The sequence below is a fragment of the Hahella sp. HN01 genome, assembly GCF_018986435.1.
Classification (GTDB): domain Bacteria; phylum Pseudomonadota; class Gammaproteobacteria; order Pseudomonadales; family Oleiphilaceae; genus Hahella.
This window is the reverse complement of record NZ_JAHMIN010000020.1, coordinates 1-16,614: the sequence shown is the minus strand read 5'-3', so window position 1 is coordinate 16,614 and position 16,614 is coordinate 1. Positions and strand designations below refer to the sequence as shown.

Below are 16,614 nucleotides of genomic sequence, written 5' to 3'. Positions count from 1 at the left end.
AATAGAGAAAGACAGAGAGAGAAGGCGGCGCTCTAAGCAAGAACGCCGCTTTTGACAGAATTATTCGAGATGATCGGACTTATTCGCGGAACGACGCTCCGCCAGCCACTCTTGGTAGGTCTGCGCGGCTTCCTCTCCGGGCATGCTGTCGATGATCTCGAAGTAGTCTTCGTTAAATTCATCCAACATAACTTCCGAACGAGGCTTGCAACGCACGGCGTATACCGTCTGTACATTCTGATGGTCGAACTCGCGCCAGTACTGTTCGTCTTTCAACAGCGTGTAGCGATGCCCTTCCAACTCTTTGATGACGGACGCGGTTCTGAATGTGCCGGCGCGCTCCACCGCTTCTTTGTATTGCCACAGAATGCTGTAGGCGGAGGCGGCGGATGAGGAAGGCCGCAAGCCGTACAGCTCAGAGAATCTCTCGACGAACTCTTTCCCCTTGGGATGGTTGAAAATGTAGGGAACCTCCCAGGTCCAGGGCGCCGCGCCGACGACGCCTTCCATAATCGCTGGCCCCGCCGACTTCGCCATGCCCAGCGTCAGGTTCGGCACGACGATTTTCATCTTGTCTTTCATGCCCATAGACGTGGCCAGCTCCAGAGCGCGCACCATATCGTCGCCGAACAATACCAGCACCAGTATCTTGGCGTCGCTGGCCTGCGCCTGATTCAAAGCGTCGACGAAATCTTTCTGCAAAGCGGTGGGGAATGGCGTCAGCACGCCAGGATGACTCTCTTTATCCTGAGTGTTGCTGAAGATACGAATCAACCGCTCTGTGCTCCACCCCCAGGTGTAGTCGGCGGTGATAAAGAAGTATTTCTGACCGGCGTAATTGGTTTTCAGGTACTTGGACAGCACCTTCGCCCCCATCCAGGCGTTATAGCTCTCCCGGAACATGTGGGTGTGCCCTTCTGTGCCGGTGGTTTCATTGGAGTAGGTGAGCGTACCGAAATAGATGCGGTCCCTTGATTTGGCGGCCTTACCGCCAGAGATCGCCACCGCGCTGGATGATCCGCCGAATATGGCGACAACGCCATCTTCATCCACCAGTTGCTCAACGTTTCGTACAGAGCGATCAGGTTTGGAGCCGGTATTTTTAATCACCAGTTCCACCGGCCGACCAAGAATGCCGCCGGCGGCGTTTATCTCATCCACAGCCATAAAAGCCGCCCTGCGTTGGGCCAGACCTTGTTCCTGGTATCGTCCAGTCTGGGGATAGTTGAGACCAATTTTAACGGATGGAGCAGCGAGTAATTCACCACTAACTAACAGGCAAAGCAGCGCAATGCTCTTCCAGATATAGCGCATACAGAGAACCCTCAATTTTTTTTGTAAGCAAATCGGGTTGATAGAGGTTTTGTGATTACCGGCTTCAAACATTCCCTGAAACCGGCGTGCTGACTACAGTAGTTGTAACCAGGAGCGGGGTAAAGTAGCGTAATAAAAATGACGACCTTATTAGCCTTTAGTCTAATATGAAAATGCAGAAACAAATCAAAACACACCTCCATCGCCCGATAGCGCTATACTCGCGCCGGGTCGCCTCGGATGGACGCCGACACACGTCGGTTGACGGATTTTTACGCAATTTCCATTAGGCTTTTAAACTCGCGGCCTGACGACGGACGCAATAACGCCCGTTATCAGCGCCATGTTTAACGGGCTAAACAAGCAACAAACCATGGACAAGTCGGAACCCTGGATGCCGATGAATACGACAAGATGGCGCTTTTTTCTCGGACTTGTGATGTGCGCCACATTTTCAACTTCTACCGCCGCGATTAGACTGACCGTCGGAGAGTGGCCGCCCTACGCGTCGGAAAGCCTGCCCTACAAAGGGTTGCTGCCCAAACTGGTGACCGAAGCCTTCGCTCTTGAAGGCATTGAAGTCGAATATGACTTCATGCCCTGGGCCCGGGCCTACGAGTTCGCACGCAAGCCCGGCTGGGACGGCGCCGTCGGCTGGGTCGATAATGCGCAACGACGGCGCAATTTCTGGTTCAGCGATCGCATCATTTACAGCAGCAGCGCGTTATTTCACCTGAAAGATCAGGATTTCACCTGGAACGAGCTGAAAGACCTTGCGCCCTACCGGGTTGGAGTCAGCGTCGGCTACAGTTACGGCGAAGCGTTCGATAACGCCATCGCCAACCAGAACCTGCAGGTCATCCCCGCCGTGAATGACCGGCAAAATCTGGTCAAACTGCTGCGACGTGAAATCGACTTGTTTCCCCTGGACGCCAAAGTGGGGGAATATCTGCTGCAACATGAACTGCCGGAATATCAGCGCCTGTTCACCTATGACGAGAAGCCCCTGATTCAGGACGGTTTATCGGTAATGTTCCCCAAAAATGGCCCTAACAGTCGCAGCTACGTCGCGATCTTCAATCAGGGTCTGAAACGCCTCAAACGCAATGGCGATTACTCGCGCATTCTTAACAACATTGACGTCATCAACGGCATCTCGCAGCTCAGTTTTTACAGCGAGGACTACGCTCCTTTCAATTACCGCGAAAACGGCGTGGCCAAAGGCATCGCCCTGGACCTTTTCGATGCGATCATGGAAACCATTGGCGCAGACAAAAGCCGCAGCGACGTGCATTTCATGAACTGGCCGGAAGCCTACAAAGCCGCGACCAGTCAGAACCGCAGCGCGCTGTTCACCATGACGCGCACGCCGCAGAGAGAGGACAAGTTTAAATGGGTCGGCCCCATCTACCGCTCCAAAGTGGTATTGATGGGGAAACGCCATGACATTGAGGACGAAGAATCAGAGCCGATCCACCTGAAAGAACTCGGCCATAAGCGCATCTGCGTCATTCAGGATGACGTTGGCCATCAACTGATGGTCAGCGCCGGCGTCAAAGAGCGAAACCTGACCGCCACCACGCACCCGCTCACCTGCGGGCAAATGCTGAACAACGGCGAAGTCGATTATTGGGCGTACGGCTCGCAGACCGCCAATTGGTATCTGCAACAGTTAGGACTGGACGCCCGCGACTATCAAGAGGTGATGACGGTCACCGAGTCTTCTGAATATTTCGCTTTCAACCTGGGCGTGGACGACCACATCATTGAATCATTTCAGAAAGCGTTGGATTACCTGAAGCTCAGCGGTCAGATGCATGACATTCTGCAGCGCTATGTTCCCAATTAAACGCCGCACATAGCGGATGAAAAAGCGAACGGACGGCAGTCGGGTCTACCGCCCATTCGAGGAAGAAAACAAGTTCCCGACTTACACTTTGAAGCGCGCCACCTGCTGACGCAGATGCTCGCCCAACTCCGCCAGCTGCGTGCTTGTATTGGCGGTTTCCTGAGTTCCTCGCGCAGTCTGCTCTGCCGCGTCGGCGATGGAGGTGATGCTGCGGCTGATATCTTCGGTCACCGCAGTCTGTTCCTCGGAAGCGGCGGCGATCTGGGTGTTCATGCTGCTGATGGTGGTGATGGCGGAAACAATCGCATTCAGCGACGAGCCCGCCGACTGCGCCTTATCCACCGCCGCCTGCCCGTTGTTGCGGCTTTGCTCCATGCTGCCCACGGCTTTATTGGAACCATCCTGCAAGCGACTGATCATGGCCTGAATCTCTTCCGTGCTTTCCTGGGTTTTGCTGGCCAGCGCCCGTACTTCATCCGCCACGACGGCGAATCCACGTCCCGCTTCCCCTGCCCGCGCCGCTTCAATGGCTGCGTTCAACGCCAGCAAGTTGGTTTGCTCGGCGATGCCGCGAATAACGGAAAGCACTGACACAATCGAATTCACATCCCCTTCGAGAGCGTTGATGACTTCCGACGCGCTGCCGATTTGAGTGGAGAGTTGTTCGATAGACTTGATAGCGTCGTCCACAATGCGCTTAACATTGGCGCTTTCGTCGTCCGCCTCTTGCGCCGCCTCCGCCGCCTGCTGTGCATTCTGAGCGATTTCCCGCGCAGCGGCGGACATTTCATTCACCGCCGTCGCCACCATTTCGGTTTCCTGCTGCTGTGAGGCCACTGCTTCACTGGTTTCCGCCGCAAAGCCTTTCATCTCCCGGACAGCGGCGGACATGCTCTCAATAGAGTTTTTGATATCGCCAACCAGATTCTGCACTTTGGCTACGAAAGCGTTGAAGTTGGTAGCCAGGCGAGTAAATTCGTCTTTGCCGGACACATCCAGACGCTGCGTCAGATCGCCCTCGCCTTCCGCTATATTCTCCATGGCGTCGCCCAGCCGAATCACCGGGCGCATCAATGTGTTCAGCAACAATGTCATGAGAACACAGACCACCAGCACCCCAATAACCGCATAAACAATGGCGGAGTTACGGAAATCCGCCAGTGAGGCGAACGCTTTTTCTTTGTCTATCACTACACCCAGCCGCCAGGACACCGAGGCGATGCCGGAAATGGGGAAGAAGCTAACCAGTACGGACTGCTTATCACTCGTAGTCTCTTGCAAGTCACTGGCGTTCAGCTTGGGTGTTTCCTTGGGGAACAAGTCGGTGACATTTTTGTCGACCATCTTCACATCTGGATGCACCAGAACTTTCCCTTTATCCGTCACTAAAAAGGCGTATCCCAAGCCAAAGAAGTCCACGGAGTTGACCATCTTCGTGACCACGTCCAGATTAAGGTCAGCCCCCGCAACGCCTGAGCTGGAGCCTGAAAACGGCGCCGCAGCAGTGATCAATAGTTCTTTCGTTAGCACATCCCGGTAAGGCTCTGAAAAAGTCGGCGAACCCTTTTGCTGCGCGGTGGTGTACCAGGGACGTTTACGAGGATCGTAATCTGAGGGGAAAGATTCGTTGGCGTCGTTGTATATAAATGTCCCATTCGACAAACCTGCATACATGCCCGCGACTTCTTCGGAGACCGCCCCGACCTGGGCGTATGCCCTGATGGTCTCCACATCCGTGGTTTGCGCCGCCTTCAAGGCCACGCCGCGCACCAGATCCAACTTCCCATTCAGCCAGCTTGCAATGCTGCCGGATACGGCTCCGGACAATTCCTGCATGCCTCCTTCCAGGTCTTTCTTGGTTTGGTCGGCCAAAAAGTAATAGTTGTTGGCCGCAAATGCGACAATTGAGAGCAGCAGGATCCCGCCGCTCAAAATGATAATCTTATGCCGGAACTGCATAGCTAAATTCATGCGTCAGAACTCCAAAATAAATCCCGTGGAAGAAGCCCCCTGAGCCATGCTCGGCCGGAGCCGATAAAGCGCTTTGTGAACAATGACGTAAGCGTAATCGGAGCAGGCTTTATTCTTTAGCTTAGACGGATTTTGAAATAGTGCACTGCGCCGGATATATCCGGCGCCTGTTGAGGAGAGATGACAAGCAAGAGAGAGTAAGCGCTAACGTACTCGACGTAACAACACCACGCCCAGCAACGCGCAAATGCAAATCGGGGCCAGCGTTGCAATCACAGGGTTGAAGCCGAATACGAGACTTGCCGGCCCCAACAAATCCTGCATGTACTTGAACAGCAGACCAATAATAATGCCGCAGAATACGCGGAACCCCATGGTGACCGAACGCAGCGGCCCAAAGATAAAGGAGATCGCCACCAGCACTAAGACAGAGGTCGCCACTGGCTGCAGCACTTTCTTCCAAAACGCCATCAGATAAGAGTTAGCGTCCAGCCCTTGCTCTTCCTGATAGTTGGCGTAGGTATAAAGGCCTTTGATAGACAAGTATTCAGGCTTGATGATCAACACTTCCAGAATGCTGGGGGACAAGCTGACATTCCAGCGCAGAGAGTCGAACGTCTGCACATTGCTGCCGTCATCTTTGATCTCGGTGCGTTCAATGTCCTGCAATAACCAGTGATCGCCCTGATAAATTGCCCGCTTGGCGAAAGTCGATCGCACCATGCGACGTTCATCATTGAATTCAAAAAGGCTCACGCCATGGAGCACGCCTTTCGGCTCCACCGCATTGAAGTGCATAAACACATTGCCTTCACGCCGCCACATACCGGCGGAAGAAGCCACGTTCTCAGCCGCGCCCTGCTCCAAGGCCTTTTGCGTCTGCGCAATACGCTCCGTTTGCGGCGCCACAAACTCGCCCACCAGGATACCCACCACCACCACCGCCAAAGCCGGCTTCATGGTGGACCAGACCACCCGCACCACGGAGACGCCAGCGGCGCGAATCACCGTCAACTCGCTGTTGTTGGCCAACACGCCAAGCCCTACCAGACAACCAATAAACGCAGCCAGGGGCAAGTAATCATAGATGCGCCTGGGTACGGTGAAGACGATGTATTTCATCGCCTGGAAGGTTTGGTAGTCGTTCTTCAGTTCATCCATTTCAGCGATGAACGCGAACACCAAGTCCAGCGACAGCACCACCAGCAGCACCAGCAGCATGGCGGAGGCGACGGTTGCGACGATGTAACGATCAATTCTGCGCACGGGCCGCTCTCCTCTTCTGTCGCCAGTCAGGACCGAACATCAATATCAGCGCGATCGCCAGAAATGTTCCGTGCACCCACCACATGCCTATCCACTCGCTGATGCGTCCTTTCTCCAGACTCTTACGGCTGGCGATCAGCAGCCCCAGATACGTAATGTAAATCAGCATGGCGGGCAGCAAGTGGAAGAAGCGCCCCTGTCTGGGATTCACCCGACTGAGGGGAATCGCCAACAGCGCAACGATGGGAACCAATAAAGGAATGGAGATACGCCATTGCAGCAAGGCTCTGTCCTTAGGATTTTCGGAACGCCACAGCTCACTGGTCGGCTTGGCTTCATCCCGGGTTTTCTCCGCCTCTGCGTCAGGCTCCGCGATCTTGATGCCATAAGCGTCATATTCAATAACGCGGTAATCCATTTCTCCCGGCCGCCCTTGATAACGGGCGCCTTCGTGCAGGACCACAAAGCGACTGCCGGTATTGGGGTCAACCAGCTGGGTGCCCCGTTTGGCCGCCAAGACAGAGATGCTGCCGTTTTCTGAGTCCCGCTCCGCGATAAATACGTTCTGCATTTCCCGCTTGTCGCTGCTCAGTCCCTCGGTGTATGTCACCCGTTCACCGGAACGCAGGCTTTGGAAGCGCCCCGGCGCCAGCAATTCGAATTCCGTGACTTTGGATTGATCCGAGAAAATTTCATCCACCTGACGTAGCCCCCAAGGACTGACGTAAAGACTCATAGAGCCGACCACCAGCATTACCAGCAGCGCGGAAACCATCGTCAGCTTGATAAGCTGAAAACGGTTCATGCCGCAGGCGAACAGCACCGTCATTTCACTTTCCAGGTACATGCGACCGTAGGCGAGCAGAATGCCTATAAATAAACCCAGGGGCAGAATCAATTCAAGAAAGCCCGGCAGGCGATATCCCATGATGGCGAACAACACATCCGCCGACAGCTTGCCCTGGGCGGCGTCAGCCAGATACTTGATAAACCGTCCGCTCATAAAAATAAGCAGCAGCACGCCCGCGACAGCGACCATGCTGACCAGCAACTGCCTGGACAGATAACGAAGGATAATAAACAACGAAATTACCTATTTACGTTCTACCGCAATATCAACCGAAGCGCGCGGAACGGCGCGTCAGGACAGGTTAAGCGGCCCAGCGTTTTTGAGCGCGCGTCAAAGTGACGCAAGATACCAGACTCACATGCAAATTTCATAGCCTTAACGTAGACTTGATTGCGTATAGGATACGTCTCATATAGATTGCCTCTTGCAACGGCGGGCGACGCTCCCGCATCGAATGAGACTTCTGCGGCGCCCCAGGGAACGCCTCCGGCGCCTTCCATCAAGCGGACGTTGGTCCGGCATGGAGAACAAAGCCAAATGTATTTAGGTTAAGAGGATTCGCAACCACTATGAATTATTCCGCTCTTTCCACCGACCCGATAAAACAAAAAAGCGACTGCCTTGTGGTCGGCGTTGTCGAAGGCAAATCCCAGTCAGCAGTTTGGACAGAACTCGACCAACAGTGCAAAGGCGTTCTGGGCAAATTGCTCTCTTCTGGCGACATCTCTTCCAAGTTAGCGGCCACCAGCTGGTTTTATCCGCAGGAAGGCGGCGTCAAACGTCTTTTGTTCGTCGGCCTGGGTAAAGAGAAAGAATTAAGCGAAGCGGGCTTCCGCAAAGCCGCAAAATCCGCCATGCAAAGCTTGAGCAAAAGCGGCGCAGGCAACGCAGTGGTCGCGCTGTCCAGCTTGACCCTGAATGCGTTGAAAGCCGGCTGGGCGACGGAGCAACTGGTGATCGCACTGGAATCCGCCTGCTACATCTTCGACAACATGAAAAGCGAGAAGGCCACGCCAACCAAAGTCAGCCAGGTTAAAGTCGCTGGCGACAAGCGTGACAAAAGCGCCATCGAGGCGGCTATCGCCAAAGCCGGCGCAGTCGCCAAAGGCATGAATCTGACCAAAGACCTGGGCAACCTGCCCGGCAATGTCTGCACCCCGGATTACCTGGCCAAACAAGCCAAAGCGCTCGCCAAAGAGTACAAATCTCTGAAGGCGGAAGCCCTGGGCGAAAAAGAGCTGAAAGAACTGGGCATGGGCTCCTTCCTTTCTGTCTCCGCGGGAAGTGATGAACCCGCCCGCCTGATCGTCATCGAATATAAAGGCGGCGACGACAAACAGAAACCCCATGTCCTGGTGGGCAAAGGCATCACCTTCGACAGCGGCGGCATCAGCCTGAAGCCCGGCGAAGGCATGGATGAAATGAAATACGACATGTGCGGCGCCGCCAGCGTATTTGGCACGCTACTCGCGCTGGCGGAGATGAAAGCCCCGGTCAATGTCGTCGGCGTTATCGCGGCGGCGGAAAACATGCCCAGCGGTAAAGCCACCAAACCCGGCGATATCGTCACTACCATGTCCGGCCAGACAGTGGAAATTCTCAACACGGACGCTGAAGGCCGTCTGGTGTTGTGCGACGCCCTCACTTATTGCGAACGCTTCAAGCCTGAAACCGTGGTGGACATCGCCACTCTGACCGGCGCCTGCATTATCGCGCTGGGCAACCACGCCACCGGTCTGCTGGCCAACGACGACAAACTGGCTGACGCACTGCTAGCCGCTGGCGAAAGCACAGGCGATAGAGCCTGGCGTCTGCCACTGTGGGACGAGTACCAGACTCAGCTGGACAGCAACTTCGCAGATATGCAGAACATTGGCGGCCGCCCCGCTGGCACCATCACCGCCGCCTGCTTCCTGTCCCGCTTCACCAAGAAGTATCGTTGGGCTCACCTGGACATCGCCGGCGTCGCCTGGACATCAGGTAAAGACAAAGGCGCTTCCGGCCGTCCAGTACCATTGCTGACCGAGTATCTGCTGGGTCAAGTTAAAGGCTGATTGCGACACATATAAAGCGATCCCTGTCACAGACCATGGTATTCGATTCGGATACCATGGTTATTTAATTATTCCGATTAATTATATACATTACATGCCAAAAGCCGACTTCCATCTGCTTTCTTCCGGCGACATTGCACAAAGGGATTTTTATCTTTGTAGACTTTGCGAAAAGATATATCGATTAGGACATCGGATATATATCCTATGCAAAGACTCAAAAGAACTAGAACATTTGGACGATTTATTATATTACTTTCGGCCGGAAAGCTTTATTCCACATAGTATTGAACCTGAATCCCCCTCTTCCGACACTCCAGTTTTTTTATGCACCCGCCTGCCGGAAACAATTTCCACCGAAGTTGTTATAAATCTCACCGAAGCCCCACCAGACAAGGCGGACAGGGTGGTAGAACTCGTAACCGGCGATCCTGACGCCCGTGCGAAATCCAGAAAAGTGTATAAACTGTATAAACAATTAGGCTTCGAGTTGCAGACTTATAACATCGAATCTGCTTAAATATTGAGTAGGAAACGGGAGTCATTTCTCGGCGACGAGCAAGTCATCGTTTCCATAAAGACCCAAAGAGGTCTAAATAATAATTAAATTAATCGGAGCCTGATTAATAACTACAATTGAAACTTGGGATTTACGAGGAATATAACCGATGAGTTCTCCTGTAGCTGACAGTGAAAGTGATCTCATTCCCTTGTTGGATGAAATAGTGATTGATGACTCGGAGCTGGCTTCTTCCCATCCCGGCCTTACCGAAATTCAGAACAATCAACCCCAAACGCAACTTAGCAAGGAGTGTGAAAGTATGGAGATGACACCCGCGAACGGACAGGTTGACGTAAAACCGACCAGTCTGCGGGGCAATAATCCATTCTTGCCCTATGAGCACTTGGAAAAGCTGGCGCTGGAGCGCATGGAGTTTCAGAAGGAGTTTGAGGCCTTTTTCAAGAAACAAAGCACGCACGCCGCAGCCAGCTCGGTTTTGAAAGAAACCAAAGATCTGGAGCGGATCGTCCACCTCACTACGCAGAAAGTGGTGGCGGAGTACATGCCGCAGATCGAGCAAAGGGTCCGCGCCGAGGTCATCCGTCATATGAACAGCCTCAACTTATCCAAATAAGCTGAGCATCCCCTCCGATAACGGCCACGCTGCGGGATGCGGCGCGGCCCGATATGCGCCCATGCGGCTATCAGAAGATCCCATGGGTGTGTATAATGCGGCCTTTTCCAGGGCCGTCTGATCAGCGCTAGCACCCACTATTCCGCACCCGTGCGTTCACCCGTTGCAGACGCCCATTTAGCGGCCTCTTTCGGCTATTATTCTTAGATCCTAGAATCAAGCACCTGAGCGAAACGAATACATATACGTCATGATGGAAAAAACCTACCAACCCGGCCAGATTGAAAGTCAGTGGTACGCCTTTTGGGAAGAACAAGGCTTCTTCAAACCCAGCCAGCAGGGCGAGCCCTTCAGCATCATGATCCCACCGCCCAACGTCACCGGCAGCCTGCACATGGGGCATGCTTTCCAAGACACGATCATGGACGCCCTGACCCGCTACTATCGCATGCAGGGCCGCGACACATTGTGGCAGGTTGGAACGGACCATGCTGGCATCGCCACTCAAATGGTGGTCGAACGCAAACTGGCGGCGGAAGAAGACAAAACCCGCCACGACCTGGGTCGCGAAGCGTTTCTTAATAAAGTCTGGGAGTGGAAAGCGGAATCCGGCGGCACTATTACCCGTCAGTTGCGTCGTATGGGCGCATCCGTAGACTGGTCCCGCGAGCGCTTCACCATGGACGAGGGCTTCTACAAAGCGGTGCAGGAAGTATTCGTTCGCTTGTATGACGACAAACTCATTTACCGCGGCAAGCGTCTGGTTAATTGGGACCCGAAACTGCACACAGCCATTTCCGACCTGGAAGTTATCTCCGAAGACGAGAAAGGCAAGCTGTGGCACTTTCGCTATCCTCTGGCCAACGGCGTAAAAACCGCAGACGGCAAAGATTATCTGGTTGTCGCGACGACGCGTCCAGAAACCATGCTGGGCGACACCGCCGTAGCCGTTAACCCGGAAGACGACCGCTACCGCGACTTGGTCGGTAAGACCGTAGTTCTACCTGTGGTTAATCGTGAAATTCCGATTATCGCCGACAGCTACGTAGACATGGAATTCGGCACCGGCTGCGTAAAAATCACACCGGCTCACGACTTCAACGACTACGAAGTAGGCAAGCGCAACCAGTTGCCGATGATCAACATCTTCACCATTGACGCCAGCATCCGCGACGAAGGCGAAGTGGTGAACAGCGACGGCACGCCCAACCTGGACATGCAAGCGGCGATTCCCGCCGGCTATCCCGGTCTGGACCGCTACGAAGCGCGCAAGAAAATCGTCGCCGACTTTGAGGCGTTGGGCTATCTGGAAGAAATCAAAGATCACGCATTGAAAGCGCCTCGCGGCGACCGTTCCGGCGTCGTGATCGAGCCTTACCTGACCGACCAATGGTTCGTAGCGGTGAAAGCTCTGGCGGAGCCCGCTATCAAAGCCGTTGAAGATGGCGATATCCAGTTCGTGCCCAAGCAATACGAAAACATGTACTTCGCCTGGATGCGCGACCTGCAGGACTGGTGTATTTCCCGTCAGTTGTGGTGGGGCCACCGTATTCCCGCCTGGTATAACGACCAGGGCAATGTTTACGTCGCCCGCAACGAAGAAGAAGTGCGCAGCAAGTACAGCATCGACGCCAGCGTCGCGCTGCATCAGGACGAAGACGTTCTGGACACCTGGTTTTCCTCCGCGCTGTGGACGTTCGGCACGCTGGGCTGGCCGGAAAATACTCGCGAGCTGCAAACCTACCACCCCACCTCAGTGCTGGTGACCGGTTTCGACATCATTTTCTTCTGGGTGGCGCGCATGATCATGATGACCATGCACTTCATCAAAGACGAAGACGGCAAACCTCAGGTTCCCTTCAAGACTGTTTACGTGCACGGCTTGGTGCGGGACTCCCAAGGCGCCAAGATGTCCAAATCCAAGGGCAACGTGCTCGACCCCATCGACCTGATTGACGGCATCGAGCTTGAGCCGCTAGTCACCAAGCGCACCAGCGGCCTGATGCGGCCTCAGGATGCGCAGAAAATCGAGAAAGCCACCCGCAGCGAATTCGCGGAAGGCATCGCCTCTTACGGCACCGACGCATTGCGCTTCACCTTCTGCTCCCTGGCTTCCACAGGTCGCGACATTAAGTTTGACGTGGGCCGTATCGAAGGTTATCGCAACTTCTGCAATAAGATCTGGAACGCAGCGCGCTACGTGCTGATGAATACCGAAGGTCAGGATTGCGGCCAGAATAACGAAAGCTACGAGCTGGGTCTGGCTGAGCGCTGGATTATCTCCCGTCTGCAGGAAACAGAGCAGCAAGTGGAGAAAGCCGTTGCAGCCTTCCGCTTTGACCAGGCCTCTCAGGCCATTTACGAGTTTATCTGGAACGAATACTGCGACTGGTACCTGGAGCTGTCCAAGCCGGTACTGTGGGACGACGCTGCTTCCGCCGAACTGAAGCGCGGCACGCGCCGTACCCTGGTGCGTGTGCTGGAAACCGCTCTGCGTATGGCGCATCCGTTCATGCCTTACATCACGGAAGAGATCTGGCAGAAGGTGAAAGAGCTTGCTGGCAAATCCGGGCCCACCATCATGCAGCAGCCGTATCCGGTGGCGGACGCCTCTCGCATCGACCCGGAAGCCGCCGCCTCTATTGAATGGCTGAAGGGCGTCATCCTGGCTGTGCGTAACATTCGCGGCGAAATGGATATCTCTCCCGCCAAAGCCATCAACGTCATTCTTGCGCAAGGCGATGACAGCGACAGAGCACGCCTGCAAGCCAATCAGTCGTTCCTGATGAAACTGGCCAAGCTGGAGTCCATCCGCTGGTTGGCGGCGGACGAAGAAGCGCCTATGGCGGCCACTCAGTTGGTGGGAGCCATGCAGGTGCTGGTGCCAATGGCGGGCTTGATCGACAAAGAAGCCGAGCTGGCGCGCCTGGGCAAGGAAATTGACAAGCTTTTGAAAGAACAGCAGCGCCTGCAAGGCAAACTGGGCAACGAAAGCTTTATCAGTAAGGCGCCGGAAGCCGTTGTCGCAAAAGAGAAAGAAAAACTGGCGGATGCGGAAGCCGCGCTGGCTCAGCTGCGTGAGCAAGTGTCCCGCATCGAGTCAATCTAACTCTACAGACTAAAGGGGCTGCGACTGACGCACTAAGGACACACCGGTATGCGACACCGGATACATATTCTGGGAAATGGATCGCTGGGAGGCCTGCTGGCCTGCCGGCTCTTCCCTTTCGCCGATGTGCGCCTGATTCTACGCAGTCCCCCTTCCCTTCACTCCCAGCCCAGAGATGAGCACATTGCGTTAACGCTTGATCAAGCAGGCGAAAGCAAGACAAGGTTACTAAACTGGGAAACCGCAAACGCGGCGGAACCGATTTCCACCCTTTTTATCACCACCAAAAGCTACTCTGCCGCAGCCGCCCTGAACTCAGTCAAACACCGACTCGCTCCCGCATGCCGCATTCTGCTATGGCAAAACGGCATGGGCAGCCAAACGCAGATCGCACAGGAATACGCCGATATGGCGGTTTACGCCGCCTCCACAACAGAAGGCGCAAAWCAACCAAGGCCAGGACATATCATTCACGCCGGCCATGGCCAGACCTGGCTGGGACCACTCACCGCTAACGCCACATTTCAGGAAGCGCAGCATTTGGTCTCCCAGCTGCAGCAGGCGGGTTTCCGCAGCGACGCAACGGCAGATATCGGCGAGCAGCTCTGGCGTAAACTCAGCGTGAATTGCGGCGTAAACCCCTTTACCGCCCTGTTGAACTGCCGCAACGGGGACATTCTCGAACATAGCTACTTCAAGGAGCGTATTGATGCGCTTTGTGAGGAGTTGTCGGTGGTGTTATTTGCAGCAGGATATGGCGAACCCGCCGCCAGCATCAGATCGCGAATTGTCGCAGTTGCTCAAGGCACCGCGAACAATATTTCATCCATGCTGCAGGATATTCGCGCTGGCAGGCAAACGGAGATCAGCGCCATCAACGGATTCATTTGCGATTATGCGGACGCGCACGGCCAGCCTCACCCTATCAATAGAGAGCTGACCGCAGGCGTTCTTGCTCTGAGCGCCCATTCGGACCAGAGCGCGTAGACCACAGCAATTTTACCCAAGGGGGATATATGGGCCACAGGCTTTCCAAGATTTACACCCGCACAGGGGACAAAGGAACAACCGGACTGGGCAACGGCGAACGTATCGCCAAGAATGCGCTGCGGGTGGAGGCGATGGGCGCCGTCGACGAAACCAACAGCGTCCTGGGCGTGGTCATCTGCGAGCTGACGCAAGACGACCTGCTTCACGCCCAATTGCAAAGCATTCAGAATGATTTGTTTGATCTCGGTGGCGAACTGTCCATTCCCGGCCACCTCATCATTATCGATAAGCACATTACTCGACTGGAAGAGTGGCTGGACCAGCTAAACGAAGAACTCCCGCCTCTGAAGAATTTTATCCTGCCGGGAGGCGACCGCGCCGCCAGCCATTGCCATATGGCGCGCAGCATCTGCCGTCGCGCAGAGCGCACAGTGGTCAGCCTGGCGCAGCAGGAACAATTAAATCCTTGCCTGCAGGGCTATCTGAACCGACTCTCCGACTACCTCTTCGTCGCCGCGCGAACACTGGCGCGACGCAAAGGCGGCGAAGAAATATTGTGGACCCAGACCAAGTGGGAAGCCTAACGCGTTATATTTTGAATCCCCCCAGCAGATCGTGAAGGGCTCCGGTTAGCGCAGACAATTCACGACTGGACGCCAGGGTTTCCTTGGCGTTCTCCGCCGTCTCACGTCCCAGTCCGCTGATATGGCCGACATTTTCATCGATGGTTTTAGCGACGGCGGACTGCTCCTCCGCCGCCTAGCGGCTGTTGCAGCATAGAATATCCTTTATATTCATAAAGATAGGCCTCATTAAGCCAGTTGTCACCCAGCCTAGGTTGAAACCACTCACAAGAATAGCCTTAAGCTGGAAAGTGGGGCTCAGATCTGTGCCATACAAGTAAATCGTAACGACCATTCTAGCCACAAAGATACTTACACGAGATCAATCTCTCGTCGCTTCCCTCCTCTCTCCAGTTAACCGCCTCGCGGGCCTCCGCGATGGTGTAGCTTCGTAGCACGTCATCCTCCTGGCGCATGCCAATGCCGGGTCGGCTTGAGGTGACAATGTAATCGCCTATTTCGATGTCGCCGCTTTCGCCACAAACCAGGATCTGACCTTCACCCAAAGCGTTCATAATGCCGGCGGTATACGTGTCTTCCAGCTCTGCACACGCCTCGTCCGTCATGTCGAAGTGTTCCGGGTTAATGACTGTCGCGGAAACATAAACGCCCGCTTTACCACGCTGGCGCGGCTTCGATGACAGGCTCACTTCATGCAGCACGTTGGATAAATCCCGACGGTTGATAACCTCGCCATAGACCAGGATTTGTCCTGGCTTGGGATCGCTGCCAGAACGCAATAAGCAATCGTGCGCGCCGGTGAAGGGTCCATAACCTCCAAAGTTGGCGTAAACCGCGTACTTGTTCCCCTGCGCATTCACCCCTACCCCGCCTGCGCTGCTCGCCTTTATGCCCATAGATATCGGATCGTGCGACATGTTAAGCGCGTATATCGCCGGGCTGGTCCGTGCGGTCTGGGACTCATGCACCGCAAACAGCGGCATCCCCGTATTCGATTGCGCCATGATCGCGACCGTATCATTGGAGTGCGCCAGTATGCCCGCCCGACGGTTGCCCGGGTTTAGGTTCCCCACCTGCATCACATACTTGTCGCCTCCGACCGGTCGTATGCCGATGCTCGCCAGCTCCTGAATCGACCCGTCTCCCTGATCGCCGTAGAAGTGGGCTTCATTGGTGGCTGAAGATAGAACAATCCGCTTACCGTTGCCGGCGGTCTGCATGGTGGACCCCGTCACTGTAGCGCCGGTGATACTGGTTCCGTTGATCGCGCCGCCATTAATGGTGGTTCCCGTGATGTTCGTCCCTTGGATCGTTCCTCCGCTGATCGTGGGCGCGCTCAGGCTGACGCTCGCCGCCACGCTGGTGGCCAACACATCCCCGCGCACGGACAGCACAGAGCCGTTCCAGCTTAGGCAGTTATTCGCCGCGCCGGCGTTCAGGGCGAAGTGGCCGTTTCGGTCCATGTAGGTGGTGAAGCGGCTGCCGTTATGA

Annotated in this window: 12 protein-coding genes; 7 read left to right on the top strand and 5 right to left on the bottom strand. The window is 55.0% G+C overall.

From position 1 onward, the window contains the following. Positions 1-60: 60 nt before the first annotated feature. Positions 61-1,314, bottom strand: coding sequence for an ABC transporter substrate-binding protein (locus KP814_RS19095; RefSeq protein WP_216738258.1), 1,254 nt, complete (start codon positions 1,312-1,314; stop codon positions 61-63). A gap of 373 nt (positions 1,315-1,687) precedes the next feature. Here KP814_RS19095 and KP814_RS19090 point away from each other — a divergent pair, with 373 nt between their 5' ends. After that, positions 1,688-3,163 (top strand): ABC transporter substrate-binding protein, encoded by a 1,476-nt coding sequence (locus KP814_RS19090; protein ID WP_216738257.1) that lies wholly within the window; start codon positions 1,688-1,690, stop codon positions 3,161-3,163. An 81-nt stretch (positions 3,164-3,244) separates the two neighbouring features. On the opposite strand, the gene KP814_RS19085 is transcribed toward KP814_RS19090, so the two are convergent. From KP814_RS19085 to lptF, 3 genes are all read right to left on the bottom strand, one after another. Further along, on the bottom strand, positions 3,245-5,134 hold the full coding sequence (locus tag KP814_RS19085) for a methyl-accepting chemotaxis protein (RefSeq protein ID WP_216738256.1): 1,890 nt from the start codon (positions 5,132-5,134) through the stop codon (positions 3,245-3,247). 204 nt (positions 5,135-5,338) lie between these two features. Next, the gene (lptG, locus tag KP814_RS19080; RefSeq protein ID WP_216738255.1) at positions 5,339-6,400 is read right to left on the bottom strand and encodes an LPS export ABC transporter permease LptG; all 1,062 of its coding nucleotides are present in this window, start codon (positions 6,398-6,400) and stop codon (positions 5,339-5,341) included. Further along, entirely contained in the window at positions 6,387-7,484 is a 1,098-nt protein-coding gene (gene lptF, locus KP814_RS19075) for an LPS export ABC transporter permease LptF (protein WP_216738254.1), read from the bottom strand. The genes lptG and lptF overlap by 14 nt, the downstream gene beginning before the upstream one ends. A 335-nt stretch (positions 7,485-7,819) precedes the next feature. On the opposite strand from lptF, the gene KP814_RS19070 reads away from it, so the two are divergent. The 6 genes from KP814_RS19070 to KP814_RS19045 all read left to right on the top strand — a co-directional run bounded on the left by KP814_RS19070 (position 7,820) and on the right by KP814_RS19045 (position 15,123). Next, the gene (locus KP814_RS19070; protein ID WP_216738253.1) at positions 7,820-9,304 is read left to right on the top strand and encodes a leucyl aminopeptidase; all 1,485 of its coding nucleotides are present in this window, start codon (positions 7,820-7,822) and stop codon (positions 9,302-9,304) included. Positions 9,305-9,398: 94 nt separating this feature from the next. After that, complete coding sequence (locus tag KP814_RS19065) at positions 9,399-9,824, top strand: DNA polymerase III subunit chi (protein WP_216738252.1); 426 nt, start codon at positions 9,399-9,401, stop codon at positions 9,822-9,824. 148 nt (positions 9,825-9,972) lie between these two features. Next, a complete protein-coding gene (locus tag KP814_RS19060) occupies positions 9,973-10,440 on the top strand; it encodes a hypothetical protein (protein ID WP_127972603.1) in 468 nt (155 codons plus the stop codon). Between the two features lie 253 nt (positions 10,441-10,693). Then, positions 10,694-13,549, top strand: coding sequence for a valine--tRNA ligase (locus KP814_RS19055; RefSeq protein WP_216738340.1), 2,856 nt, complete (start codon positions 10,694-10,696; stop codon positions 13,547-13,549). A gap of 48 nt (positions 13,550-13,597) precedes the next feature. Then, complete coding sequence (locus KP814_RS19050; protein ID WP_216738251.1) at positions 13,598-14,536, top strand: 2-dehydropantoate 2-reductase; 939 nt, start codon at positions 13,598-13,600, stop codon at positions 14,534-14,536. A 29-nt stretch (positions 14,537-14,565) separates the two neighbouring features. Then, a complete protein-coding gene (locus KP814_RS19045; protein WP_216738250.1) occupies positions 14,566-15,123 on the top strand; it encodes a cob(I)yrinic acid a,c-diamide adenosyltransferase in 558 nt (185 codons plus the stop codon). Between the two features lie 335 nt (positions 15,124-15,458). Here KP814_RS19045 and KP814_RS32890 read toward each other — a convergent pair. Beyond that, a partial coding sequence (locus tag KP814_RS32890) for a hypothetical protein (RefSeq protein WP_253938481.1) occupies positions 15,459-16,614 on the bottom strand: 1,156 nt, incomplete at its 5' end.

Excerpts from the sequence above, each read along its gene's own strand:
- KP814_RS19095 (WP_216738258.1), bottom strand. The coding sequence starts at position 1,314 with ATGCGCTATATCTGGAAGAGCATTGCGCTGCTTTGCCTGTTAGTTAGT.
- KP814_RS19090 (WP_216738257.1), top strand. The coding sequence starts at position 1,688 with ATGGACAAGTCGGAACCCTGGATGCCGATGAATACGACAAGATGGCGC.
- KP814_RS19085 (WP_216738256.1), bottom strand. The coding sequence starts at position 5,134 with ATGAATTTAGCTATGCAGTTCCGGCATAAGATTATCATTTTGAGCGGC.
- KP814_RS19070 (WP_216738253.1), top strand. The coding sequence starts at position 7,820 with ATGAATTATTCCGCTCTTTCCACCGACCCGATAAAACAAAAAAGCGAC.
- KP814_RS19065 (WP_216738252.1), top strand. The coding sequence starts at position 9,399 with ATGCCAAAAGCCGACTTCCATCTGCTTTCTTCCGGCGACATTGCACAA.
- KP814_RS19060 (WP_127972603.1), top strand. The coding sequence starts at position 9,973 with ATGAGTTCTCCTGTAGCTGACAGTGAAAGTGATCTCATTCCCTTGTTG.
- KP814_RS19055 (WP_216738340.1), top strand. The coding sequence starts at position 10,694 with ATGGAAAAAACCTACCAACCCGGCCAGATTGAAAGTCAGTGGTACGCC.
- KP814_RS19045 (WP_216738250.1), top strand. The coding sequence starts at position 14,566 with ATGGGCCACAGGCTTTCCAAGATTTACACCCGCACAGGGGACAAAGGA.